At 41.3% G+C, this 23,757-nt stretch carries 19 protein-coding genes, 10 tRNA genes and 1 pseudogene; 7 read left to right on the plus strand and 23 right to left on the minus strand.

Annotated elements, in window-relative coordinates; translation table 11 throughout:
• Positions 1–27: 27 nt before the first annotated feature.
• The 3 genes from ACFN7Z_RS11990 to ACFN7Z_RS12000 all read right to left on the minus strand — a co-directional run bounded on the left by ACFN7Z_RS11990 (position 28) and on the right by ACFN7Z_RS12000 (position 2,019).
• On the minus strand, positions 28–366 hold the full coding sequence (locus ACFN7Z_RS11990; protein WP_004981094.1) for an FKBP-type peptidyl-prolyl cis-trans isomerase: 339 nt from the start codon (positions 364–366) through the stop codon (positions 28–30).
• Between the two features lie 49 nt (positions 367–415).
• A complete protein-coding gene (locus tag ACFN7Z_RS11995; RefSeq protein ID WP_087010480.1) occupies positions 416–946 on the minus strand; it encodes a YaeQ family protein in 531 nt (176 codons plus the stop codon).
• Between the two features lie 68 nt (positions 947–1,014).
• Positions 1,015–2,019, minus strand: a complete 1,005-nt coding sequence (locus tag ACFN7Z_RS12000; RefSeq protein WP_216070742.1) for a GTP-binding protein — start codon at positions 2,017–2,019, stop codon at positions 1,015–1,017.
• Between the two features lie 475 nt (positions 2,020–2,494).
• On the opposite strand from ACFN7Z_RS12000, the gene ACFN7Z_RS12005 reads away from it, so the two are divergent.
• Positions 2,495–2,698 (plus strand): hypothetical protein, encoded by a 204-nt coding sequence (locus ACFN7Z_RS12005; protein WP_004694446.1) that lies wholly within the window; start codon positions 2,495–2,497, stop codon positions 2,696–2,698.
• 245 nt (positions 2,699–2,943) lie between these two features.
• On the opposite strand, the gene ACFN7Z_RS12010 is transcribed toward ACFN7Z_RS12005, so the two are convergent.
• Positions 2,944–3,465, minus strand: a complete 522-nt coding sequence (locus ACFN7Z_RS12010) for an acyl-CoA thioesterase (RefSeq protein WP_004694449.1) — start codon at positions 3,463–3,465, stop codon at positions 2,944–2,946.
• Positions 3,466–3,774: 309 nt separating this feature from the next.
• Positions 3,775–4,773 carry a patatin-like phospholipase family protein gene (locus ACFN7Z_RS12015; RefSeq protein WP_130235371.1) on the minus strand — a complete coding sequence of 333 codons (999 nt, stop codon included), beginning with the start codon at positions 4,771–4,773 and terminating at the stop codon, positions 3,775–3,777.
• A 138-nt stretch (positions 4,774–4,911) separates the two neighbouring features.
• On the opposite strand from ACFN7Z_RS12015, the gene chrA reads away from it, so the two are divergent.
• Complete coding sequence (chrA, locus tag ACFN7Z_RS12020) at positions 4,912–6,099, plus strand: chromate efflux transporter (RefSeq protein WP_130235370.1); 1,188 nt, start codon at positions 4,912–4,914, stop codon at positions 6,097–6,099.
• A gap of 54 nt (positions 6,100–6,153) precedes the next feature.
• Here the strand turns inward: chrA and ACFN7Z_RS12025 are convergent, their stop codons facing one another.
• The 4 genes from ACFN7Z_RS12025 to ACFN7Z_RS12040 form a co-directional block, all read right to left on the minus strand.
• A complete protein-coding gene (locus ACFN7Z_RS12025; protein WP_130235369.1) occupies positions 6,154–7,629 on the minus strand; it encodes a sodium:alanine symporter family protein in 1,476 nt (491 codons plus the stop codon).
• A gap of 74 nt (positions 7,630–7,703) precedes the next feature.
• A complete protein-coding gene (gene gltS / locus ACFN7Z_RS12030) occupies positions 7,704–8,945 on the minus strand; it encodes a sodium/glutamate symporter (protein ID WP_058952121.1) in 1,242 nt (413 codons plus the stop codon).
• 535 nt (positions 8,946–9,480) lie between these two features.
• Positions 9,481–10,413: an IS5-like element ISAha1 family transposase gene (locus tag ACFN7Z_RS12035; protein WP_308469433.1), complete on the minus strand. Its 933-nt coding sequence runs from the start codon at positions 10,411–10,413 to the stop codon at positions 9,481–9,483.
• 84 nt (positions 10,414–10,497) lie between these two features.
• A complete protein-coding gene (locus tag ACFN7Z_RS12040) occupies positions 10,498–11,817 on the minus strand; it encodes a DcaP family trimeric outer membrane transporter (RefSeq protein ID WP_058952122.1) in 1,320 nt (439 codons plus the stop codon).
• Positions 11,818–12,404: 587 nt separating this feature from the next.
• Between ACFN7Z_RS12040 and ACFN7Z_RS12045 the strand changes: the two are divergent.
• Positions 12,405–12,855: pseudogene (locus ACFN7Z_RS12045) on the plus strand (nitroreductase family protein); the annotation flags it as partial.
• A gap of 74 nt (positions 12,856–12,929) precedes the next feature.
• On the opposite strand, the gene ACFN7Z_RS12050 reads toward ACFN7Z_RS12045, so the two are convergent.
• Positions 12,930–14,129, minus strand: coding sequence for a multidrug effflux MFS transporter (locus ACFN7Z_RS12050; RefSeq protein ID WP_058952125.1), 1,200 nt, complete (start codon positions 14,127–14,129; stop codon positions 12,930–12,932).
• A gap of 141 nt (positions 14,130–14,270) precedes the next feature.
• Here ACFN7Z_RS12050 and yccS point away from each other — a divergent pair, with 141 nt between their 5' ends.
• The 4 genes from yccS to ACFN7Z_RS12070 all read left to right on the plus strand — a co-directional run bounded on the left by yccS (position 14,271) and on the right by ACFN7Z_RS12070 (position 20,806).
• Positions 14,271–16,445, plus strand: a complete 2,175-nt coding sequence (gene yccS / locus ACFN7Z_RS12055; protein WP_058952530.1) for a YccS family putative transporter — start codon at positions 14,271–14,273, stop codon at positions 16,443–16,445.
• Positions 16,446–16,530: 85 nt separating this feature from the next.
• Positions 16,531–17,091: a YcxB family protein gene (locus ACFN7Z_RS12060; RefSeq protein ID WP_004981126.1), complete on the plus strand. Its 561-nt coding sequence runs from the start codon at positions 16,531–16,533 to the stop codon at positions 17,089–17,091.
• 173 nt (positions 17,092–17,264) lie between these two features.
• A complete protein-coding gene (locus tag ACFN7Z_RS12065; RefSeq protein WP_058952126.1) occupies positions 17,265–19,931 on the plus strand; it encodes a sulfite reductase flavoprotein subunit alpha in 2,667 nt (888 codons plus the stop codon).
• A 95-nt stretch (positions 19,932–20,026) separates the two neighbouring features.
• Positions 20,027–20,806: a YdcF family protein gene (locus ACFN7Z_RS12070; RefSeq protein WP_058952531.1), complete on the plus strand. Its 780-nt coding sequence runs from the start codon at positions 20,027–20,029 to the stop codon at positions 20,804–20,806.
• Between the two features lie 17 nt (positions 20,807–20,823).
• On the opposite strand, the gene ACFN7Z_RS12075 is transcribed toward ACFN7Z_RS12070, so the two are convergent.
• The 13 genes from ACFN7Z_RS12075 to ACFN7Z_RS12135 all read right to left on the minus strand — a co-directional run bounded on the left by ACFN7Z_RS12075 (position 20,824) and on the right by ACFN7Z_RS12135 (position 23,725).
• A complete protein-coding gene (locus tag ACFN7Z_RS12075) occupies positions 20,824–21,285 on the minus strand; it encodes a DUF2750 domain-containing protein (protein ID WP_058952127.1) in 462 nt (153 codons plus the stop codon).
• Positions 21,286–21,370: 85 nt separating this feature from the next.
• Positions 21,371–21,446 (minus strand) — tRNA-Val (locus ACFN7Z_RS12080).
• 88 nt (positions 21,447–21,534) lie between these two features.
• Positions 21,535–21,611, minus strand: a tRNA-Asp gene (locus ACFN7Z_RS12085).
• A 50-nt stretch (positions 21,612–21,661) separates the two neighbouring features.
• Positions 21,662–21,737, minus strand: a tRNA-Val gene (locus tag ACFN7Z_RS12090).
• Between the two features lie 63 nt (positions 21,738–21,800).
• Positions 21,801–21,877: transfer RNA gene (locus ACFN7Z_RS12095), tRNA-Asp, on the minus strand.
• An 11-nt stretch (positions 21,878–21,888) separates the two neighbouring features.
• Positions 21,889–21,964: transfer RNA gene (locus ACFN7Z_RS12100), tRNA-Val, on the minus strand.
• Between the two features lie 68 nt (positions 21,965–22,032).
• A tRNA-Asp gene (locus ACFN7Z_RS12105) sits at positions 22,033–22,109 on the minus strand.
• A gap of 13 nt (positions 22,110–22,122) precedes the next feature.
• Positions 22,123–22,198, minus strand: a tRNA-Val gene (locus tag ACFN7Z_RS12110).
• A gap of 21 nt (positions 22,199–22,219) precedes the next feature.
• Positions 22,220–22,296: transfer RNA gene (locus ACFN7Z_RS12115), tRNA-Asp, on the minus strand.
• 49 nt (positions 22,297–22,345) lie between these two features.
• A tRNA-Asp gene (locus tag ACFN7Z_RS12120) sits at positions 22,346–22,422 on the minus strand.
• A 25-nt stretch (positions 22,423–22,447) separates the two neighbouring features.
• Positions 22,448–22,523, minus strand: a tRNA-Val gene (locus tag ACFN7Z_RS12125).
• Positions 22,524–22,829: 306 nt separating this feature from the next.
• The gene (gene elsL, locus ACFN7Z_RS12130) at positions 22,830–23,333 is read right to left on the minus strand and encodes a cell wall-recycling L,D-carboxypeptidase ElsL (RefSeq protein WP_058952128.1); all 504 of its coding nucleotides are present in this window, start codon (positions 23,331–23,333) and stop codon (positions 22,830–22,832) included.
• Positions 23,333–23,725 (minus strand): YbaN family protein, encoded by a 393-nt coding sequence (locus ACFN7Z_RS12135; RefSeq protein WP_058952129.1) that lies wholly within the window; start codon positions 23,723–23,725, stop codon positions 23,333–23,335. Before ACFN7Z_RS12135 ends, elsL begins: the two co-directional genes overlap by 1 nt.
• Positions 23,726–23,757 lie beyond the last annotated feature (32 nt).

The raw sequence follows: 23,757 nt of genomic DNA on the forward strand, positions 1-23,757 counted from the left end.
GACTCTTTTATTTATCAATATTTTTGATTAATCACGTGTTTTTACATCATACAACTCAATTTCAAAAATCAAATTTGAATTGGCAGGAATAATATTACCCATTTTACGCTCACCATAAGCCAAATGTGACGGCACGATGAGTTTACGTTTACCACCCACTTTCATGCCCATAATACCTTGGTCCCAACCTTTAATGACACGGCCTGTCCCAATAACGGTTTCAAAGTAATTTCCGCGGTCTAAAGATGAGTCGAACTTGGTTCCATCTTCTAACCAGCCCGTATAATGCGTGGTGATTAAAGCACCTTTAACCGCTTCTTTACCCTCACCGACAACCAAATCAATAATTTCTAATTCTGCGCTCATGTTTTCGCTCCCAACCTGTTCAATCAATAAATCTAGTTAAACTGCTTGTTTATTGCAATTGCGTCCACTCAATAATGGCTTGAGCATTGTCACCAATTAAGGTCCACTCACCATCCATTACATTTAACTGAAGTTGCATGGTCCGCTCACACAGGGCTTGAACCGCTTCAGTACTTGCAGTCGACAACTGCCAAATTTCAACATTGTTCAATGTCTTCAACTTACTGTTGCGCTTATACCATTCATCGACCGCTGTGCCATAAGTAACAATAGCCACTTGCTTACAACGTGCACTGGCTTTTTTCACTTTATCTTCGTCTGGGCTGCCCACTTCAATCCATTTCACCAACTGACCCGTTAGGTCTTTTTCCCACAGCGCAGGCTCATTGGTTTCAAATAAATCTTTGGTAAACTCTAAAGCTTCATCCGCAAAACGTGCAAATGCCAACAAACGCACCATCAAACGCTCAATGGTTTCTGAAGGATGCAATGCCAAAGTCAGTTGATAGTCCCCATATTGGTGGACATCCATATTGGCAATATTCAAATCTGCCTTATAAATTGTAGCTTTAAGCGCCATACATACCATCCTCAAATTTGCCGACTAGCATATAAGATTTCGGCTTTTTTTGCTTAAAACAATTTAAGTCATTGCTCTATGCGACATTCAAAAAGTGCGCTTTCAAAGTCCATCCAATCTCTTTCATTTTGAACAATCAATTCAACTCGATTATCAATTCCTTCCTCGACATCTTGATAGTTAAATTGTTCAGGATTGAAATTAAATGCCTTCCACCCCTGATTGGTATGGAAAATTCCTTTAATCCGTCGCCAATCTTGCTGTTCGCAAAGCAAATCGAGTAAATCGTAAAAGTCAAAAACCCAACGCTTCGGCATTTTCCAACCTGCAACACTATAACCTTGCGCCGTTTCTACATAGTGATACGGCAACTGTTTAATCTCGGGAAAATCTTGTTGAGTCGCTTTCAACTGTTGCTGAATGTTCAGTAAAGGCTGCTTGAATCGTTTTGTTCCGATGTACTCAAAATCAATTTGCGCAAGCTCAATCTTGCCCTGCTCTGCCATCAGCCACTGCTGAGCATAAGGCTGATATTCAGTTTGCAGTTTTTCAAGAGCATCTTGATCTATTTTTTGCATTTGAGCTTGATGCGAAACCACCACAATCTGCGCCGCTTTCAATTGATCCTGATAGAGATTTTGTGCTGTCCATGCATGATCATGTAAACGCGAACCATCCAGCACCGTGATCGGCGCACGCATGTGCAGGGTCGAGTGCCAATGTGGCTCGGTCAGTTGCTCTAGTAACTGTGCTGGATGTCCCAAGCCTGTGGGTTCAATAAACAACCGATCAGGCTTTTGTTCTGAGAGCAAACGAGACAGTGCAATTTGCATCGGTAGTTGGCTGCTACAACATAAACAACCACCGAGTAATTCTTTCACCGCATAGCCTTCCGTTTTTGGCATGAGCTGTTGATCTACGCCAATTTGCCCAAACTCATTCATCAGTACCGCCCAAACTTCATGTTCCGGTTTCTGACCTAACAAATGCATGAGCAAAGTGGTTTTACCTGCACCAAGAAAGCCCGAAATAATATGCGTAGGAACCGCCTGCGGCATCGACATCAGTTTCAAAATTTTATACCTAGCATGGAATATGATAAAAACAGCACAATAAAATAAGCCTTTATCTTAATTTAAATCACCAGCTTTCTCATCTCAAATCCATGGCATCGAACACTCAGCATTCAGTTGGCTGACATTTCATTCATTTATACCCCTATTGGACAAACTTCCTTACATTTTACTCAGTACTGAAATTAGGGTTTCGCACTTAATTCGCATGCTTTGTACAGTTTATGTGAGTTTTCAAACATCCATATTGATCATTAATTCTTCATTTCCTCTCAATCTATTCACAAAAAACTTCTACTTGTTACTTAAAGCTTACTATTTTTTCATCATCTGTAGTTTTAGGTAATGTGCACTTTTCACATTGTTGCTTCGATTGAACCGCAGATATTCAGGCGATAGCATGAAGCTCAGTTCAAATTGATGTGATGATCAGTCTGAACTATTTTTATCTATAAAATATAAGGATGCCAAAACCATGAAACTTTCTCACTTAATTATTGCAACATCTTTAACAGCTGCGAGCTTTGCAACTTTTGCTGCACCTCAACAAGCGCCAGCTCAAGAAGACAAAGTTGTAGTATCAACCCAAGAAACAGCTGAAACTACAGACTTAAGTGCAAATGCACCTGCTTCGGAAGCATCAGCAGAACAACCGAATCAAGAAAAAGCTGCTAAATAATTGAAATGTTGAGAGATCCGGTGGCTTACTCTCCTGCTGGATCGCAACAACTTTTTAGCGTCACTTGAAACCAAGATATATCCTGTCTTGGTTTCTTTTTATTTATGCGCATAGACTTTAGAAGTTTGAGATCAACAGGTGCAAAAAGCCAAATTTGCGTAGTTTTCCCATATGAGCTTCTATTCAAAACATAAACGTTAGACATAAAAAAAGATCCCCTATGTAGGAGATCTTTTTTTTTAAACTTAACTATGTGAGGCTTTTTTATAAATACTGCACGAAGGATGATGGTTCTCTTGTAAACGCGCGACCTTACGTTGTTCTGCCGCTTCAAAACGGCAACGCTTCCAGTCATTGTCCAAATTCAACGCAGGAATTTGTTTTGGCTTACCATTTTCATCTACCGCGACCATGGTGAAGTAACAACTATTGGTATGGCGTACTGTACGCTTTTGAATATTTTGTGCTTCAACACGAATACCAATTTCCATCGAAGTACGACCGACATGGTTCACGCTTGCCAAGAAAGTTACTAACTCGCCCACATGAATCGGCTCTTTAAAATTAACTTTATCAACAGATAAGGTCACCACATAACTTCCTGAAAAACGACTTGCACACGCATATGCCACTTGGTCTAACAGTTTCAAAATGGTGCCACCATGCACATTTCCTGAAAAATTCGCCATATCAGGTGTCATTAAGACCGACATAGTGAGTTCAGACTGGTCATCCGCAGCCGCAGCAATTTGATCTAATGGGGACATCGCGTTCTCTAATTGGTAAGATAATAGGATATGTGACATTTATTATATCGGTTTTGAACGCTAAATTTGGTAACAAAACCATCATTATTATTTATAGTGATTTAAGTATCATTCAAAAAAATATATATAAAGAAGACTAAGCTTTTGAATCTATAGGCCTTCTTTAAATTTTAATTTATTCAAAAACATTGTCGCTGTGATATTTTCGCAGCACATAAATGGCTTTGAGCCTCATTAGCATGTATTTCTAGTTATAGAAACACATGCTAGTCCAGTCCATTCAGGCTTTTATTTTGAAATCACGCGTGATCAATGCGTTCGTGCTTGAATACTTTGAATATTCAATTTTTGCTTATAATTTTTCTGCGCAAAAACTTTTTGAATCTGTCCTAACTGCGCAACGGTTGCATCGACCCCAGCTTGCATGGTCAACTCACGTCCACTCACATCAAAAATATGTACTTTCTCACGCAAGTCTGGCTGAATCACAATATCGGCATTTTTCAACTCAATTTGTGCAAGGTTCTTTTGCATGATATTGATATTTTGGTTAAACAGCCCCCAGACATTTGAGGTTTCGGTATACATCGGCTGCGCCAAAATATCGACCGCGATAATAATATCTGCCCCTAACTTACGTGCCACATCAACAGGTACAGGGCTGACTAAACCACCATCTACATATTCGTCAGCACCAATCTTGGTTGGAATAAACATACTCGGGATCGATACCGATGCTCGAACTGCTTGACCAGTATTGCCATAGTTAAAGACAACCTTTTTGCCTTCTTTTAACTGTGTCGCCACCACATACATCGGGATAGGTAAGCGCTGAAGTGGAATGTCGTTCACTTGTTCATTGACATAGTCTTCAACTTTTTGACCATCAAAGAAACCTTTCATGTCCAAACGAATATCGCGCACATCATTGGCTTTCATATTCAGTGCAATATCACGAATTTGATTGGCATTTTTACCACTTGCATACAGTGAGCCGACGATACTGCCAGCACTGGTTCCCACGATAAAGTCGGGACGAATCCCCGACTGCTCTAAAACTTGAATTGCGCCAATATGTGCATAACCACGTGCACCACCACTCCCCAACACCAAGGCAATAATTGGACGGTTCTGTTCTTTTTTGAGCTGTTTAAAATTGATCTGGTTGAGTCGCTCTTGGGCTTCCCCTGACTCAGTTTCGGCTGAAAAAGCCTGATTTGGCGTTTCTTGAGCCACTTTGGGCATGCTTTGACAGCCTGCTAAAGCGAGCAATGTAAACGACATAAGGCTAAGTTTAATGTTTAACATGATTCACCGAGGTTAAGATAGAGCGAAGTTTTCCAGCAGCATAGTGTATGAAAATCAGCAGTCCAAGTACTGTTGTTTTTCGTAAAAGCGTCATATTTCTCTATTATAATCTGTTTCAATTTTTCAGCATAATTCAACATGCACACTCAGCAGCTCATTCGCATCTTTCTGCATTTTTTAAAATTGGGCTGCTTGTCTTTTGGTGGCCCTGCTGCTCATTTGGTGTTTTTTCACCGACATTTTGTACAACAACTTCGGTGGTTGAGTGATGCTGAATATGCCCAGTTGGTTGCTCTCGCACAATTGCTCCCAGGACCGACCAGCAGCCAAGTGGGTATTGCCATTGGTTATCAACTCCAAGGCTACCGCGGTGCGTGCGCGGCTTGGCTCGGTTTTACTTTGCCGTCTATGCTCCTCATGGCATGTTTCGCGGTACTGGGTCAGCAGTATTTCAATCAACTCAGTGCGATGACACTACATAGCATTCAGTTGATCGTTTTTGCTGTGGTGGTCTGGGCCTTTTGGCAAATGTTGACAAGTTTCTGCAAAACTATCTGGCAATATGTGCTGATGCTACTTAGCACCTTGTTTCTTTACTTTGTGCCATGGTCATTCAGCCAAGTTATCGTCATCTTTGTTGCTGCTCTTGTCGGTATTTATTTCGCATCAGATTCGACATCAAAGCTCCAAGACAGCAGCTTAAAATCAAAAGTCCAAGCAAAGCAGACTTATCTTTGGCTAATTGCCTTTGTTTTGCCTTTTGTAGTTTTTATGGTGTTGCATTCATCTTCTTCACTCTTCTCACAGAGCCTGTTCAGTTTTTACCAAGCAGCCTCTTTGGTTTTTGGTGGTGGGCATATTATTTTGCCACTTTTACATCAGGACTTCGTCTCCAGCCATATTTTATCTGCCGAACAATTTGACTTGGGTTATGCGCTGGCTCAACTCATGCCCGGCCCCTTATTTAGTTTCGCAAGTTACTTAGGTGCTTTACTGCCTTTAACTCCGTTTGTTTGGCTGAATGTGGTTCTAGCCACTTTAGCAATCTTTCTGCCCTCATTCTTTTTAATCTTTGCAGCCTTGCCCTATTGGTCTTGGCTTATGCAGCAAGCTGCAATACGAAAAGCCGTGATTGGGATTAATGCTGCAGTGGTAAGTTTACTGCTGTGTTTAGTGATACAAATGGGACAAAGTTATTTCAAGCATTGGACTGACTTAGTTTTTGTAATCGCTGTTATTTTACTACTTCGAACCAAACTCCCGATTTGGCTAAGCCTGATTTTAAGTTTTGCACTGTATCAGCTGTTGTTTTACTTTAGCGGCTAAATAGCCATAAAAAAGCCCCTATCAATGTAGAGGCTTTTTTAATGTGCTAAAAGATTACCAAATGTCTGATTTCACTTTGTCTTTAAATTTAGGATGGTTATCCAATTTAAACACTGGCTCTTTCACACCTTGTTTCAGCTGTGCCAAATAGTCTTTTAACAGCATCAATAAGAATGGTGTTAACAGCAAAATAGCAAACAAGTTAATGGTGGCCATAACGCCCATGAACAAATCGGCAGTGTTCCAAATGAGAGGCACACTCATCACTGAACCGAGATACACCATAATCAAAACAAAGATACGGAAGACGAACATCACCTTGGCATTGTTATTGATAAATTGCACATTCCCTTCAGCATAAGCATAGTTACCAATGACTGATGAAAAGGCAAACATGAATAAAATCGTTGCAAGGAAGTCATCACCCCAAGAACCAATTTGGCTCTCTAAAGCCATTTGGGTGAGCGCTACGCCTTCAAAGCCCGCATCATGATAAAGTCCTGAGGCCAAAATAATAATCGCGGTACATGAACACACCACGAAGGTATCCACAAATACACCGAGCATTTGTACCAAACCTTGGTTTACAGGGTGCTTTACATCCGATGCAGCTGCCGCATTCGGTGCTGAACCCATCCCTGCTTCATTAGAGAATAAACCACGTTTAATCCCCATCATCATTGCCATAGAAACCATCGCACCGAAGAAACCACCAGCAGCAGCTTCAAACTCAAAAGCTTTAGAGAAAATGAGCTGGAAGATATCAGGTAAAATAGCGTAATTAATTACGGCGATATATAAAGCAACAGCCAGATACAACAAGGCCATCAATGGCACAAAACTTTCTGCCACTTTGGCAATACGTTTGATCCCACCAAAGATAATCATTGCGGTCAGCAAGACTAAAGCTAGTCCAACCCAAGACACCACAATATGAATGCCGCCGAGTTCAAATGCCAGATTGGCTTTATCCCATCCCCATGCATGTGCTGTTGCACCCGTAATTGCATTGGCTTGTACTGCGTTAAACACAAAACCATAGGTTGAAATAAGCGCAACAGCAAAGACTACACCCAACCATTTTTGTTTCAGGCCTTGGGTAATATAGTAGGCAGGTCCACCACGGAACTGTTTATTTTCTTGGTCGCGCACCTTGAACAACTGCGCGAGAGATGACTCAACAAAAGCCGAACTCATTCCCAAAAATGCAGTGACCCACATCCAAAATACTGCACCCGGTCCACCAATCGCAATTGCGATCGCAACGCCCGCAACATTACCTACACCTACACGACTTGCAAGCCCAGTGACAAAAGCCTGAAAAGGTGTAATGCCATGATCATCATCACATTCCTTACGGCTTGATTTCATGACCTTGATGCTGTGCAAAAATAAGCGCACCTGTACTGCACCTGTAATTAGGGTGTAAAACAAACCGACCGCAACAAGGAAAATCACCAAAAAGTCCCACAGAGGTCCATTCAGTGTATTCACCCACCCGAGTAATGTTTCATTTAATTGATCATTCATCTCGATATCCTAATTATTGTGAGAGACCTGAAAGCAAAAAAGCCCTAGTTTCCTAGAGCAAATTGCATTTCTAATTAGTTAAAATATTGCAAAATAGACTGAATGACAGCCACGTTAATCAAGTCTACAAAGAATGCGCCACATAAAGGCACAATCAAGAATGCCTTGTGCGAAGGACCATACATGTTGGTAATCGCCTGCATGTTTGCAACCGCAGTCGGGGTTGCACCCATACCAAATCCACAGTGACCCGCAGATAGCACCGCAGCATCGTAGTTTTTACCCATTACACGGAATGTCACAAATGCAGCATATAAGCCCATCGTAATTGTTTGTGCACCTAAAATCACCACAAGCGGACCAGCAAGGTCAGCCAATTGCCATAATTTCAATGAAAGCAAAGCCATCGCAAGGTACAACGACAGTGATGCATTACCAAATACATCAATCGCACGGTCAAAGATTTGAACTTTGAAAATACCTTCCAACACATTACGTAAAATCACACCACCTGCAAGCGCCCAAACAAAAGTCGGTAACTCAAGCATTGTGCCTTTCATATGACCGGTCATAAAGTCAGCAAAAGCCAAACAGCCTGCAAACAAACCTAATGTCGTAATCGCATTATCCGCAGTGATTAAACGCACACGATGTGGATATTCAAACGGTACATATTCTGTTGAATTAATATCAGTCAGTGGCGTGTTATCACTCTTTTCAATTTGTTCATTGGTACGTGGTGTCGCCAATTGATAGCGGTTAATAAGTAACTTCGCTAAAGGACCGCCAATCAAACCACCAATAATCAAACCAAATGTCGCACTCGCCATACCCAAAGCTAATGCACCTTGGATACCATGTTTAACTTCTAAAATTTCACCCCAAGCACCCGCAGTACCATGACCACCAGTTAAGGTAATTGAACCTGCAATCAAACCAATAAGTGGGTCAATACCCAATAAAGTTGCAAGGCTAATGCCGACAAAGTTTTGCACCACAATAAATGATGCGACAGCAATCAAGAAAATAACCAGACCAATTCCCCCTTCGCGCAATTTGGCAAAGTTTGCACTTAAACCAATTGAGGCGAAGAAAATCAGCATAAAACTTGTTTGCAATTCGCTACTGGTCGTGATGCTATAGCCCCAAAGACTATGCACAACCAAGGAGATAATCGCTGCAACTAAACCACCTGCGACAGGCTCAGGAATGTTGTAGCGTTTCAAGAAACCAATTTTATTTACCAAGAAGCGGCCAAGTAACAAAACGATGACGGCTGCAATCAAGGTATAAAAAGCGTTAAAAGTAAATTCCATGACAATTGTCCATAAAGCGGATGCTTAGATTTTGTTATCTGGCTAATAAGCCACCGAATCCATTGATACTTCAAGAGATATTTCGTAAATCTGAGACAAACTCAGTCTTGCGTATGGAAGTTCAGGCAACGGGTAAATTGGTAACAAACTAAGCGATCTGATGCATAACATGTTCAGTTCTACACGATGAGTAAACTGAAATAACGTAATGCCCAATAATGTTTGGACACAGATACGGTTTTTGAAAAAAATCACAAAACCGCCCCATATTGCTTTAAAAACAAGCAATAAATGCACAATATGGGCGAAAGACGGACATTATGCAGATTTTTTATAGATAATCTTTATTTTTTTACAATAATTTCCAACTATTTCACTTATTCTTTTCTGACCCAATACTTAAGTCTATATTCAAAATGTATTTAGTCTGTATAAATTTCTCGACTCAAACAAAACAGGAGCCTAAAGCTCCTGTTTTTAAACGGCTTTGTTGCATAAAGCCTTTGACGGCAGAGTTTTCCTAAGTTGCTAAAATTTAGGTTACAACTTGGGTATGAGGTCTGCCTAATTCTGTAAATTTATTTAATACGGCTACGCGTGCATGGATCTCATTCACTTGGCTTTGAAAGTTTCTCGCACGGAGTTTATCGCCTAATAACTTGATGCAATGCATCTTAGTTTCAACCAAACTTCGCCGATGATAGCCTGACCAATTTTTCCATATTGTTCTTCCTAAACGTTTAACTGTTCGAAGTAATTCATTTCGCTCTAGCGAGCTGGTCTTTGTATCTTTCCAAGGTTTCGCATTTTTTCTTGGCGGAATCACCGCATGTGCTTGTCGGTCTGCAATTACTTGACGGCATTGCTTGGTGTCATAAGCCCCATCAGTATAGACAGAGTCAATCTGCTCATCTTGTGGAATCTGATCGAGTAAATCACCAAGCACTTGTGAATCACTCACATTATTTGTAGTGAGTTGAATAGCGCGTATTTGAAGGGTTTCAGCATCTATACCAATATGAAGTTTACGCCATTGGCGACGATATTCAGGTTGGTGTTTCTTACGCTTCCATTCACCTTCGCCTAGAAACTTTAAGCCAGTAGAATCGACGAGTAGCTGGAGACCATTACTGCTTTTTTGATAGTTAATTGCAATATCAATATGCTTTTGTCTTCTGCAGATGGTGGAATAGTCTGGTGCTGTCCAATCTAATCTACAAAGATGAATGAGACTTTGCACAAAGCCAGTGACCATACGTAAAGAAAGACGAAATAAAGATTTGATCATTAAACAGCATTGGATGGCTGTATCTGAATAAGTTTGATTTCGACCATGTTTACCTTTGGGTTGAGCGTACCATTGAGTCTTGGGATCAAACCAAATTGAGAGATTTCCTCGATTTATTAATGCACTGTTATAAGAAGACCAATTGGTTGTACGATAGATTTTAGGTGTGGGCTTATTCATTTGAGAATTATATTGTGGAATAAGCCTTTATAGATAGGTTTGTGCAACAAAGCCTTTTTAAACTACAACTATTTCATCACATGATCAGAAGCTGTATTTCGCCATTAAGCCAACACGGTTGTCTTTTTTGCTTTCACCAGCAAAGGTATCACGTTTACCATTGATATATTCAACACCTAAGTCCAACGGCTTAACTGGTGAATAGATGAAGTTAATCCATGCTTGGTAAACTTCTTCATTTGCAGCATCATTTATACGCGCGTAATCAGTACCATCATCCGCAAAGAGTGCGCCATACGCTAAAGTCGAACGTAATTTTTCGTTAAATTTATACGTACCACCGACTTGTACACCAAACGCTTCATTTTGCTCGATATTGCCATTTACTGGATCTACATAAAATGCTGTATTGCTTCCGTATAAATAGTTGCTATTGCCCTGTACATAGGACACATCAGCACTTAGTTTTAAAGGATCAATCACTTGATAGTTTACACCAGCAGCTAAGCCCCAACCTGTTTTATCATCACCAGATGATTCAGACTTATAGTGCTCCACTAAACCACGAACAGATGCATTCGCTTTGCCATCTGCAAAACCTTGCGTTAATTTCGCAGTTAATACTGGTAAGCTATATTTCACATCTGAACTAACAGTCTCCCTCTTAGTTACACCATCAGTCGTGGTAACTTTAAGCTGGTTTGCTGAACTATTCCCTTCTTCCGCAGCAATAAATAATTTCGTTGCAGGCGCCAAGTTAAAGCCATAACGTACTTGTGGAATACGTGCTGTACCCCCCCCCACGTTAGTGCCGAAGTCAATCATTTCTGGTGCATGGCTAGACAAGAAGTTAGATGTAGTTTGACCAAACAACCAGTTGTTATAAGTCAAATATGCATGACGAATACGCAGTGCTTCATTTGTTCCAGCGAAGTCGACTTCTACTTTACCGCCAAGTTTGTTATCACCAGCCACATTGGTATTGAAATCTAAACCTAAACGTGTAGTTTTTGCTGTTGCACGAAGTTTGTCTTTAGTTTTACCATCTGAACTTGCAACTTTGTTGAAGTCGTCATCCGCACCTTCAATAATGTAGTTTGCATCGCCACGAACAAAACCATATAGGTTAATGTCTGCGCCAGACTTAGATTTGAACGAAGATAGTGGAGATTCAGCTTTTACAGGAGCTGGCTGTGTTTTCACTTGTTGAATCTGAACTGCTTGTTGTTGTTGAACTTGTTGCTGTTGTTGCATCAATGCTTTTAGCTCTGCAACTTCAGCGCGTAATTGAGCGAGTTCTTGTTGTTCTTTGGTTGCAGCATGAGTTGTTGTCATCATCAGAGCAGCCACACTAAGTGCTAGGCTTTGAGCGATAAATGGCTTTTTATTGAGGGCTAAACGCATACACAAACTTCCTTTATTACATTGTTAATAGTGAATCAAAAATTCCATTTCAGTAAAATTTTTTGCACAAAAGACCACTCCGTTTTGGTCTTTTCATATGCAAAGTAATCTTATAAAGATGAAAAATCGCACATTTCGATGTTTTAAGATATGACCTTTTATTACTCTTGCCACTAAAGTCTAATGCACACAATTTCAAACGATAATTGATGTTATTCGCGATTGGCTTTGAAGCATCAAATTACAATTTAGACAGACTTTTGCAATAATTAAGTAACAATTCTTCATATTTTCTTAAATATAGACTGAGTTTTATTTGAGATCTATATTTTTTTCTTATAACTAAAGTCTTAGTCTAATAGATAGCCACCTATGCCCAATGATGGGTCAAAATCACACCTTTGCACCAAAAAAGCCTAACTATTCAGACGATTATTGAGCATGATAAATAAAATATCCCCAAGCACGAATACACGGTTATGGCAAATAGATGTGCTCATAGGAAAACTCCTAACAAAATGTTTGAGCAAACCCGTCAAACTCAATTTAGACCGTCTGAACATCCTGAAAAAAACATCTAATAATAAGAAACTTTTGGATATTATCCGAAAAAATGGATTTCGCCTTTTATTGAGCACCGCAGCGAAAATGGTTGGGGCTTATATGGCTTGCTTAATATTCAAAAAGGTGAAAAAGCGAAAATCGCACAGCAGCAATCATGTAATGACTAATTTTTTGATACACCTGTTGGACTATTCTTAATAGTTAATCAAGCTATGAGCATCGGCGCGAAATGAATTTGTAATGATGATGCAAAATGTCATGATTGCAGCCAAAGTACGAGGCTTAGACACTTGCCTACAAGCCGCATGGAATCATCTTCATGCTCTCGTGCTGAATATACTTGATGCTGTACAGAAAGAAGAATTGGTCTGCAGTATAGCACTAGGTTATGCGGATCCTGAGCGGATCGTCAATCGCTTTATAACACCACACGCACCAGTTGAAGATTTTGCAGTATTATTAAATAATGACTAAGATTTAAAGCATTCATTTAAATACAAAAAGAGACTAAAATGAGTCTCTTTTTTATATAGTCACGACTTCAATTTTTAGGCTTTTTCGTGCTCAAGCTTAAACACATAATACAAAGCCAAAGCCACAAAAATAGCCATAACGATGGCCATATTCAAAAGTGCCGACCAAAGTAGAAAATTAAGAATCACGCCACAAAGTAGACCACAACCAAATTGCATACTACCCATAATCGCACTGGCCGTTCCTGCCCGTGCACCCTGCTCAGACATTGCAATCGCCATAGCATTTGGTCCTGTAAAACCAATTGCTGCGACAGCAAGAAACATCCCTGCGCAAACGATATATAAAGGAGCATGCGTCATGCTGCCCGCTACCAACAGCAGCCCCACACCAACCAACTGCAAAAAACTGCCTAATTTTAAGCGCTGAAAAACACTTAACTTTTGTGCCAAGCGCTTATTTAAAGTTGAGAACAGCATAATCCCAACCGCATTGGCACCAAAGGCATAGGCAAAAACTTGCTGACTTAAGCCGTAACCATCCATCAGAATGGCAGCAGAAGCACTGATATAGCAAAAGAGTACAGCCCCAGCAAAACATCCAACAAACATCGGACGTCTAAAGCTCGAATCTTGCAGAATCGCCCCGTAGAGGTTTAAAACTTGATTAAAGTTAAGCTTTAAACGGCGCTTCGGATCTAAAGTTTCTTCAAAGAAAAAGTGTACGCAGCACAGGCTTCCCAAACCAACGACCATCAAAAAGGCAAAAATACTATGCCAACTACTGAAACTCAGCACCAACGCGCCTAAACTCGGTGCAATAATCGGCGCGATGGTAGTCACAATCATCATACTGGCAAATGCTTGAGCTGAGGCTTGCATATCTAAACGATCACGAATCGCAGCACGGGCAATCACCACGCCCACACAACCGCCTAAGGCTTGCAAAACCCGAGCGGCAATGAGACTCCACTCACTGTTTGCAAACACACATAGTAAACTGGCAATAATGTAGAGACTTAGGCCAAAATACAGCGGTTTTTTCCTTCCAATTCGGTCACTTACCGGCCCATAAATCAATTGTCCAATAGCCAAGCCTAAGAAGTAGGCAGGTAAGCTGTTTGCCACTATTTGTGTGCTTACCCCAAAGTCATTCGCCATTTGTGGCAAAGCAGGCAAATACATATCAATAGACAGTGGACCGAGTGCAGTCAGTGAAGCAAGTAAGAGAATCCAAGCGTTGGAATAGACCGCTTTTTCCTGTGTAGTCGACATAGGATTAATTTATGTTTTGGAAGGAGAGTTTGCAGACAAGTTTACACGCTCCATAGTATGATTTATACCAGAGCAGGTGAAATTTCACATATTCTCATATTTGAAAATTGTCCAACCCTAAGCGACAAACAAAGGTGCCCTTTGAAAGCATGGCTGACCAGTCTAAAACAGGCTACTTATAATACAACCTTCATGTATAACCTCCGCATGGTCATTACTTTTGCAGGGACTGCTTTTGTTCCATATTTTATGGGTTTTCAACTGGCAACTATTCCGCTGACACTCGGTGCAGTTGCTGCGGGTTTAAGTGATATTGATGACCGCTTTTCCGTGCGGATCATGAATTTAATTTTTACCTATATTGGCTTTTTCATTACCGCAACGTCTATTTACTTTTTATTTCCGCACCCAATTTTATTCGCACTGGGTCTAATCGTTTCGTGTATTGGTCTGATTTTACTGGGTTCACTGGGACGTCGTTATGCCACGATTTCCTATGGTTGCTTAGTGGTTTCGGTTTACTCCATGCTCGGTGTCGGACTTTTTGACAACTGGTATACACAACCGTCTCTGCTAGTGATTGGGGCAATTTGGTATAGTGTTATTTCAACCATCAGTTTTCTGCTCTTTCCCGTTCGTCAGGTACAGGACAATCTATCGAAGTGTTATTCCTCACTCGCCGATTTTCTGTTTGCAAAATCCAACCTGTTTGATGTCGATATGACAGCAAACAGCTATCAACAGAGCATGATTGAACTGTCGTTGGAAAATGGTAAATTAATTGCAATTTTCAACGACATGAAAACCGCCCTACTCACCCGTTTAAAAGGTGACCGTGGACAACGGGATACCCGTCGCAGCCTGCAATATTATTTTGTGGCGCAAGATATTCACGAGCGTGCAGATTCAGCACATATTGACTATCAAAAACTGGCGAAAATTTTTCAACACAGCGATATCTTATTCCGCTTTCAACGAATTTTATCTATACAAGCTAAAGCCTGTAAGGACTTAAGCAGCAGCATTTTAAACCGTCAAACCTACACCCATAATAAGCGCTTTAAACATGCTTTTGAAAATCTCCGTTTATCATTAGAAAAGCTGAGAGATGAACAACAATATGACCAAATTTGGGTCAATGCTCTGTTTTCTCTGTATCAAAACTTAAAGTCGATTGATGCTCAGCTACGTAACTTAGAAACTGAACGCAATATTAAACTCGATAAAACCAAGCATATCGAAAGCCAACTCAAAGATGATGACTTGAAAGGCTGGGATGACATTAAGGTTCGGATTAAACAACATCTCACCCCAGAATCGGTGTTATTTCGACATGCGATTCGTTTGTCTATCGTGCTATTGGTTGGATATATCTTTGTTCAAGTCACTAACATTGAATATGGGTACTGGATTCTACTTACAGCACTCTTTGTCAGTCAGCCCAATTTCAACGCAACCAAACGTCGTTTACGTTTACGTATCGTAGGAACGTTGGTCGGAATCATTTTAGGGTATGCCGTATTGTACTTTGTACCTTCGATTGAAGGACAACTTCTCGTCTTGGTCATCAGCGGGGTACTTTTCTTTGAGCTGCGCAGTAAACAATATGCACAAGCCACCGCTTTCATCACTATTTTGGCGCTGATTAATTTCAACTTAGATGGTATGGGATACGAAGCTGCCCTTCCGCGCATGATGGATACCTTAATTGGCTGTGGTCTGGCATGGTTAGGCGTGAGTTTCATTTTCCCTGACTGGAAGTTCCGTCGCCTACCCCGCACAATTTATCGTTCGCTTTCCGCTCAATGTGATTATTTAGCTGAGGTGATTGAACAGTATAAGTCTGGACGCAACAATGGCCTGAATTATCGAGTGGTCCGTCGTGCGGCACACAATACTGATGCCGAGGTTGCTTCACTCATTTCCACTTTAGCCACCGAGCCCGATTTTGACCCAACGCAAAAAAGCTTGGCATTTGAGTTCTTGTGCCTCAATCATACCTTTATTAGCTATATTGCAGCTTTGGGGGCTCATCGCGAAAAAATTGACGACCCACAAATTTTAGAATTGATGGATCGCGCTTTTGACAATATCCAAGGTGCGCTACTGCGGGATGAAATGCCTGATTTAACTGCGCAAAATATGCTACAGACCATTCGTCAGCGTTTAAGCCAAAATAATGAGGAAGATCAGAAGGCATTGATTATTTTACAACAGCTTTCCTTGATGTTTAGCATCTTGAATCAGTTCAGTCGTTTGAAGCAAAGTTTAAGCCACGAACGGGATCATGAGGCCACAGAATTGGCTTCATTATAATTTGGGTGATTTTGGAACAATATACTCACTGAAATGCTCTAAATGATGCTAAACTTTTTGCAGTTTTAAATCTGTTACTTTCACTATGACCGCGAAAAATTTATACGCTTATACTTTACAGCCTGTGACCTATGAAATCACTGAAGCTGAACAACGCGATGCTCAATTAAAAATTTGGCGTAGCACAAACAAAATTAGCATGAAAGCTTGGATCATCATGGCTGTCGTTACAGCCCTTTCGATTCTTGGCCTAATTTTACTCAAGAATTATTCAACCATCTTTTGTTGGGTCGCAATCGCCTGCGTCGTGGTTTACCTTTTAGTCCGTAAATTCGGCTTAGAATGGTATGTGAAACGCAAAATGAATGAGTTTCCAGTTCAGGAAATTAAAGGTATTCGTTTAGGCGTACAACCTCATGGTCTGATTATGCGCCAGCAAATGGGCATGCAAGAAGGTGTCGGTGCGATCGGCTGGAAAGACATCTACGAATGGTATAACACACCTGAGTTTTTGTTGATTAAATTCAAAGTGAAAGGCCAAGAAGGTGCATACATTCTGCCAAAACGCATGGATAGCAAAAACTTCTCGTTTAATACGATTCGTAAACATTTAAAAGAAACAGTCGGTGAAGCGCAGCCACTTTAAGTCCTGCCTTTCTCTTCTATAAAAAACCTCCACCTTTTGGAGGTTTTTTTTATATCCCAAACTCTCGAATACAAATGATAATGAGAATAAATATTAATTTCTAAATCCATATTATCTTCTCAATCTTCAGGTATAATTTGCGCACAACAAATCGCTCACCATTAAGTATCGCCATGTTTAAAAAAACATTTTTCCAAGTGCATTGGTTTTTGGGAATCACTGCGGGTCTTATCCTGTCGCTTATGGGCGTCACAGGGGCCATCTATTCTTATGAACAACAAATCTTAAAATGGATGAACCCAGATAGCTATACCGTTCAAGCAACACAAAACAATAAATTAACCCCTGCTGAGCTGTATCTACATTTCCAAAAACAAGATCCTGCCATCAAAATCAATAGTATTACGATTGCTCAAGAGTCAACCACTTCAAGTACGGTCAATATCGAGAAAGAAGGCGCACGTCGTGGTTATAATATGATGGTGAACCCGTATACTGCTGAAGTCCTACCCGAAGTTAAAGGCCGTGAATTTTTTAACTTTATTCAACAGTTGCACCGTAATTTAACTATCGGTCCTGTCGGTAAACAAATTACTGGCGCTTGTACCCTCATGCTTATTTTCTTTGTATTGAGTGGTCTGTACTTACGTTGGCCCAAACGTCATTCCATCAAACAATGGTTTTTTATTAAACCTAAATTGAAAGGGCGTAACTTCATTTGGGATTTGCATGCTGTTGTTGGTACTTGGGTGGTGATCTTTTATCTGATCTTGGCCTGTACAGGACTGTACTGGTCTTATGATTGGTGGCGTGATGGCATGTTTAAAGTCCTCGGTGTTGAACGCCCACAAGCACAAATGCAAGAAGGACCCCGTCCAAATGTTGGTGCAACTCAAGGCCCACGTGGCGAACAGGCTGGTGCTCGTGGTGGCGAATCACGTGAGCAAGGTCGTGGCGGCCCACAAGGTGAACACACAGCCCGTGGTGAACGAGGTCAAGGCGAACAACATGGTGAGCGTAAAGGCTTATCTCCAGAACAAGTACAAATTGCTTTAACCCAAACGTGGACAGGATTTAATGCACAAATTGGTCGAGACTATTCAACCCTGACCCTAAATATTCCGAAAAAACCTGATGGTACACTTGAGCTTTCATTTGTAGATGCAATTCCACAGCATGAGCGGGCGCGAAATTCAGCGGTCTTCAATTATCAAACTTCACAAATTGAAAAAATGGAGTTATATGAGCAGAAGAAGCTGAATGAAAAAATCATGAGCAGTATGCTTCCTGTACACCGTGGTAGCTTCTTTGGCCCAATTTATCAATTCTTTGCCATGTTTGCATCACTGATGATGCCACTGTTCTTTGTAACGGGTTGGATGCTGTATCTCAAACGCCGTAAGCAAAAGAAACTCACCCAGCAAGCCCGTGGTGGAGCGTTGAATGTTCCAGTTGATCTACATGCGAAACCATGGCTCATTGCCTATGCAACTCAAACGGGTGTTTCTGAACAAATTGCTTGGCGTACTGCAACCAGCTTACAAGAAGCAAGACAACCTGTAAGCGTTAAAGCTGTGCAACACTTAACACAGGATGACTTAAAAGCTGCTGAGCAAGTGCTTTTTGTTGCAAGTACTTATGGCACGGGTGAAGCACCTGACTTAGCCAGTAGTTTTGAAAAGAAATTTTTAAATACAACTTTGGATTTGTCACACCTTCACTATGCCGTTTTGGCTTTAGGCTCTCAAGAATATCCTGATTCCTATTGTAGTTTTGGACATCGCATTGATAGTTGGTTAAAAGCCAATGGCGCACATGCTTTGTTTGCAACCATTGAAGTCAACAACGCAGATAACAATGATATTCAACGTTGGAACAGTGCTCTTGCCTCTGCAACCAAACTTGAACTTCAAGCCATGAACATTGACAAAACCTTTGATCAATGGAATTTGGCACAACGTGAAGTACTCAATCCAAATAGTGTCGGAGCACATGCTTATAATATTGAGCTAAAAACCAACTTCGATGCAACATGGCAAGCAGGTGATATTGCTGAAGTTCAACCAGGTAACAGCACAGCACGTATCCAAGCCTTTATGCAAAAGCATCACATTGCAGCACAGAGCATCGTTGAGTCTTTAGCCATTTCCATTGAGCAAGCGCTTTGGGATAAAAACCTCAACACAGAGATTGAGCCTTTTGCCAATTTGGAACATTTACTGGAACAGTTGAGCCCTTTACCTACACGCGAATACTCAATTGCAAGTGTACCGACTCAACAAGTGTTACGTTTAGTCGTGCGCCAACAGCAAGATTCAGCAGGTGAACTGGGCTTAGGTTCTGGTTGGTTAACCCAACATGCCGAGCTTCAGCAACCTATCGCACTACGTATTCGTACTAATGAATCATTCCATTTGATCAATGACAACCGTCCTATCATTTGTATTGGGAACGGTACAGGCATCGCAGGTTTAATGAGTCTACTCCATGCACGTACCCGCCTAGACTATACGCAAAACTGGTTGATCTTTGGTGAGCGTCAACGTGAACATGATTTCTTCTATCAAAGTACGATTGAAGCGTGGCAAACCACAGGCATGCTACAACGCTTAGATTTAGCGTTCTCGCGAGATCAGGCAGAGAAAGTCTATGTACACCATAAACTGCGTGAACAAGCCACTGAGCTTAAAACATGGGTTGAAAATGGTGCCGTAATTTATGTCTGCGGTAGCATTAATGGTATGGCGAGCGATGTCGATGCTGCCCTAATTGAAATCTTAGGCGAAGAAAAATTAGATCAACTCCGTCAAGAAGGTCGTTATCGTCGCGATGTTTACTAAACACTAAGTCTAAATGAAAAAACCGAGCCACAGCGCTCGGTTTTTTCATGCGTAAATTTGCTAGAATCCATGCAAACGATAACCCACAAGCCTATATGCAAAAATCAAAAAGAGTCATTAGTTTTATTATCGGGTCATTACTGTTCGCAGACGGCCTGTATTTTGTTTTACAACTACGCTTTAATTTTGGCGCCCTCTTGCCCTTATTGATTGGACTAGGTCTAATCACTTATGCACACGCTTATCCTAAGCTTATCGCCTATATTCAAACTAATACAATCAGACAATCAATATGGCGTTGGGCTTGGGCTATTTTCTTTGTTTGGGTTTTTAGCTTAGTCATTTTCTTCGCCTTTTTAGGGTTTTCAAATCAACAAAATACCCCTCATGTCGCTGCACCCGCTATTGTAGTTCTTGGGAGTGGTCTGAAGCATGGCAAACCGAGTCCAACATTGGCCAGCCGTTTAGATCAAGCGGCAAACTATGCCAAGCTACATCCCAACAGCATTATGGTCGTCAGTGGTGGCCTATCTTTTCAGCAAAAAAATAGTGAAGCTGAAGCAATGCGGCAGTATCTGATTGATGTACACCATATCCCAGCACAGCGTATTTACACCGAAGATCAAAGCACCAGTACTGAGTTAAATCTGATCAATAGTAAAAAGATTTTAGCCAAGCAGCATATTTCTCTCCAGCAACCGATTGCTATTGTGACCAGCGATTTTCATATTCCACGTAGCCGCGCTATAGCCATACGTCAGGGTTATCAAACGCCCATCATGATCAGCGCTCAGACACCTCTTGCCATTCGCTATAATGCATGGTTACGTGAGTATTTTGCATATTGGAGTGGTTGGTTACTCAATGAATACTAAAATGGGATCATCTTGAATTAATGGAGGCGAATTGTCCGTGGCGATGGTAATTGTAATTGTTTAAATAACTCAGGCTTCTGCATTGAAAATTGATATAAATAGTTTTTGATATCTAATAATAATTTTTCTGGTGCAACCAAGACATTTTGTCCTTCTGGACTTAAATTCATCGAGACCGTGGTTTTTTCTGAACGTAAGAATGGAATCACTTTTTCGACTAAATCGCTAAGACCAATACTCTGGATTTCGTAGCCTGCCCAATTATCTTTCACTAAAAGCTGTGCTAAACCTTTACTCTGCCACATCGCAAATGAACGTTGACCGGTTGGCGTAGCACATAAAGCCCAGCCATCTTGGTATAAGGCAATAACATGGCCTTGATGCACGATAGTTTCGATAAAAAGACGATAGATTTCAAGAGGATCGTAAGCAATATTTTGATTTTTAGACGCAGCTTTGCGTTGATATGGGTTTCTCATAAATCTGTCATATTTTAAAATTATTATTGCACAGAAGTGTATGAAAACAGCTTGAGATAAGCAAGGTTTTTACGATAAGGGAATATGGTGGGCGCTGACGGGATCGAACCGCCGACATTCTGCTTGTAAGGCAGACGCTCTACCAACTGAGCTAAGCGCCCTTGAGAAATAAAAATAGCGTCGCTATTTTTATGATGCAAGAGAGAAATCTTGCTTGATTCCATTTACTAGCACAAGGGATCTAGAAAATGGCGCAGCGGACGGGGCTCGAACCCGCGACCCCCGGCGTGACAGGCCGGTATTCTAACCAACTGAACTACCGCTGCAACGGTAATTGCGAATGCAATTAGGGTCATTAAGCTTTACAGCTTGAATATGGTGGGCGCTGACGGGATCGAACCGCCGACATTCTGCTTGTAAGGCAGACGCTCTACCAACTGAGCTAAGCGCCCTGATTAAGATTGTCAGTCTTAGTGTTTAAATTTAAGCTCAGGGACTTAAATTTATATTTTAAATGGCGCAGCGGACGGGGCTCGAACCCGCGACCCCCGGCGTGACAGGCCGGTATTCTAACCAACTGAACTACCGCTGCGTCGTAAAATATGGTGGGCGCTGACGGGATCGAACCGCCGACATTCTGCTTGTAAGGCAGACGCTCTACCAACTGAGCTAAGCGCCCTGATTAAGATTGTCAGTCTTAGTTTTTAAACTTAAGCTCAGGAACTTAAATTTAATCGATTCTTTGAATGGCGCAGCGGACGGGGCTCGAACCCGCGACCCCCGGCGTGACAGGCCGGTATTCTAACCAACTGAACTACCGCTGCATCGCAAAAAATCTGGTGGGCGCTGACGGGATCGAACCGCCGACATTCTGCTTGTAAGGCAGACGCTCTACCAACTGAGCTAAGCGCCCTCATTAAGGATTTCGTATAAATGGCGCAGCGGACGGGGCTCGAACCCGCGACCCCCGGCGTGACAGGCCGGTATTCTAACCAACTGAACTACCGCTGCACTTACACAAAGTCACTAATGTGGTACAAACAATATTAAAAATCTTAAGTGGCGCAGCGGACGGGGCTCGAACCCGCGACCCCCGGCGTGACAGGCCGGTATTCTAACCAACTGAACTACCGCTGCACGTAAGATCTTTAACGTAAAGGCTTGGTGGGCGCTGACGGGATCGAACCGCCGACATTCTGCTTGTAAGGCAGACGCTCTACCAACTGAGCTAAGCGCCCTTAACGTCTTTATCGTTTGTGAGGTGCATTATAGAGAATCTTTACAGGCTGTCAAACGCTTTTCGGCTTGTTTTCGCTTTTTTGCAATCGAGTGATTAAAAAATAGGTCAAATGGTATAAAAACAAGTATTTTCTGTATGTTATTTAACATATTTGCGAAAATTAAAATGATTATTCGCTAAATTTCTTTTCCTCAAAATACACATTTTCTATGATTAATCCCCTTCTTCTATTAAATACTCATATTTTAAATTACAGCGGTGAATACTCAATAAAATAAGCTTGCACATTTTTTAACAACTATTTTTAGAGTTCAAGTTTATGTTCGGAAATATAAACCAGTGCATTGCAATCAATTAGTTCAAATAACTCTATAACATCCGTATTACGCATACGAATACAGCCATGCGACATCGGCATCCCCATTGGTTCGCTATCTGGTGTTCCATGAATATAGATATAACGTTGATAGGTATCGCAGCCTTCCCCGCGATTAAAGCCTTCTTCTAAACCACTCAGCCATAAAATCCGAGACAAAATCCAGTCTCGTTCAGGAAACTGATTGGCTAAATCGGTGTCGTATACTTCCCCTGTAGGCTTTCGAGCAATAAAAACGGCATTTTGAGGTTGCTCAGCACCATGCTTCTCAGCAATGAGATGCCAACCCCGTGGGGTTTTACCACTATTTTCAACTTCGCCAATGCCATTTTTTCCTGACGAGATCAGATAAAATTTATTCTTTTTAGGCAGTGTTAAAGTCTGTTCAGCCAGATCAATCAAGACGTCTGCATCAGCAATTACATAAGACATCAGTTGTCCTCTATTTGTTTTTTATCTACTCCAGTATTTGGTTCTGGGCGTAACCATAACCATATTGCGACTAGCAGCATGGTGGTATTGGTAAATAATTTCACAAAGAATGGTGCATTGGTCAGTAGCATGATCAGTCCACTGATCAACATCATGATACTGGCAAACCATTTCGCTTTACGTGGTACAGTGCCATTGGCACGCCATGCTCTTAACGTTGCGCCATATTTAGGATGGTTGAGTAACCAAGCATCCATTTGTGGCCACCCCTTAGATGCAGCCCAAGCAGCCAAGATCAGAAAAACAGTTGTTGGCATACCCGGCAACAGTGCACCGATAAAGCCTAGGATGACAAAGATCACCACTAAACAACGCCAAAACAACGTTTTCATACCACTTTCCTGAGCACCGAATTGCGGTAGTA

The organism is Acinetobacter sp. P1332 (assembly GCF_044057475.1).
In the GTDB taxonomy this organism is placed as follows: domain Bacteria; phylum Pseudomonadota; class Gammaproteobacteria; order Pseudomonadales; family Moraxellaceae; genus Acinetobacter; species Acinetobacter johnsonii.

Bases quoted from the DNA above. Each gene is read 5' to 3' on its own strand.
- ACFN7Z_RS12050 (WP_058952125.1), bottom strand. From the start codon at position 14,129: ATGTCGACTACACAGGAAAAAGCGGTCTATTCCAACGCTTGGATTCTC.
- ACFN7Z_RS12005 (WP_004694446.1), top strand. From the start codon at position 2,495: ATGAAACTTTCTCACTTAATTATTGCAACATCTTTAACAGCTGCGAGC.
- ACFN7Z_RS12065 (WP_058952126.1), top strand. From the start codon at position 17,265: ATGTTTAAAAAAACATTTTTCCAAGTGCATTGGTTTTTGGGAATCACT.
- ACFN7Z_RS12070 (WP_058952531.1), top strand. From the start codon at position 20,027: ATGCAAAAATCAAAAAGAGTCATTAGTTTTATTATCGGGTCATTACTG.
- ACFN7Z_RS12135 (WP_058952129.1), bottom strand. From the start codon at position 23,725: ATGAAAACGTTGTTTTGGCGTTGTTTAGTGGTGATCTTTGTCATCCTA.
- ACFN7Z_RS12060 (WP_004981126.1), top strand. From the start codon at position 16,531: ATGACCGCGAAAAATTTATACGCTTATACTTTACAGCCTGTGACCTAT.
- ACFN7Z_RS12075 (WP_058952127.1), bottom strand. From the start codon at position 21,285: ATGAGAAACCCATATCAACGCAAAGCTGCGTCTAAAAATCAAAATATT.
- ACFN7Z_RS12015 (WP_130235371.1), bottom strand. From the start codon at position 4,773: ATGTTAAACATTAAACTTAGCCTTATGTCGTTTACATTGCTCGCTTTA.
- ACFN7Z_RS12010 (WP_004694449.1), bottom strand. From the start codon at position 3,465: ATGTCCCCATTAGATCAAATTGCTGCGGCTGCGGATGACCAGTCTGAA.
- gltS (WP_058952121.1), bottom strand. From the start codon at position 8,945: ATGGAATTTACTTTTAACGCTTTTTATACCTTGATTGCAGCCGTCATC.
- chrA (WP_130235370.1), top strand. From the start codon at position 4,912: ATGCACACTCAGCAGCTCATTCGCATCTTTCTGCATTTTTTAAAATTG.
- ACFN7Z_RS12040 (WP_058952122.1), bottom strand. From the start codon at position 11,817: ATGCGTTTAGCCCTCAATAAAAAGCCATTTATCGCTCAAAGCCTAGCA.
- ACFN7Z_RS11990 (WP_004981094.1), bottom strand. From the start codon at position 366: ATGAGCGCAGAATTAGAAATTATTGATTTGGTTGTCGGTGAGGGTAAA.
- elsL (WP_058952128.1), bottom strand. From the start codon at position 23,333: ATGTCTTATGTAATTGCTGATGCAGACGTCTTGATTGATCTGGCTGAA.
- ACFN7Z_RS11995 (WP_087010480.1), bottom strand. From the start codon at position 946: ATGGCGCTTAAAGCTACAATTTATAAGGCAGATTTGAATATTGCCAAT.
- ACFN7Z_RS12025 (WP_130235369.1), bottom strand. From the start codon at position 7,629: ATGAATGATCAATTAAATGAAACATTACTCGGGTGGGTGAATACACTG.
- ACFN7Z_RS12035 (WP_308469433.1), bottom strand. From the start codon at position 10,413: ATGAATAAGCCCACACCTAAAATCTATCGTACAACCAATTGGTCTTCT.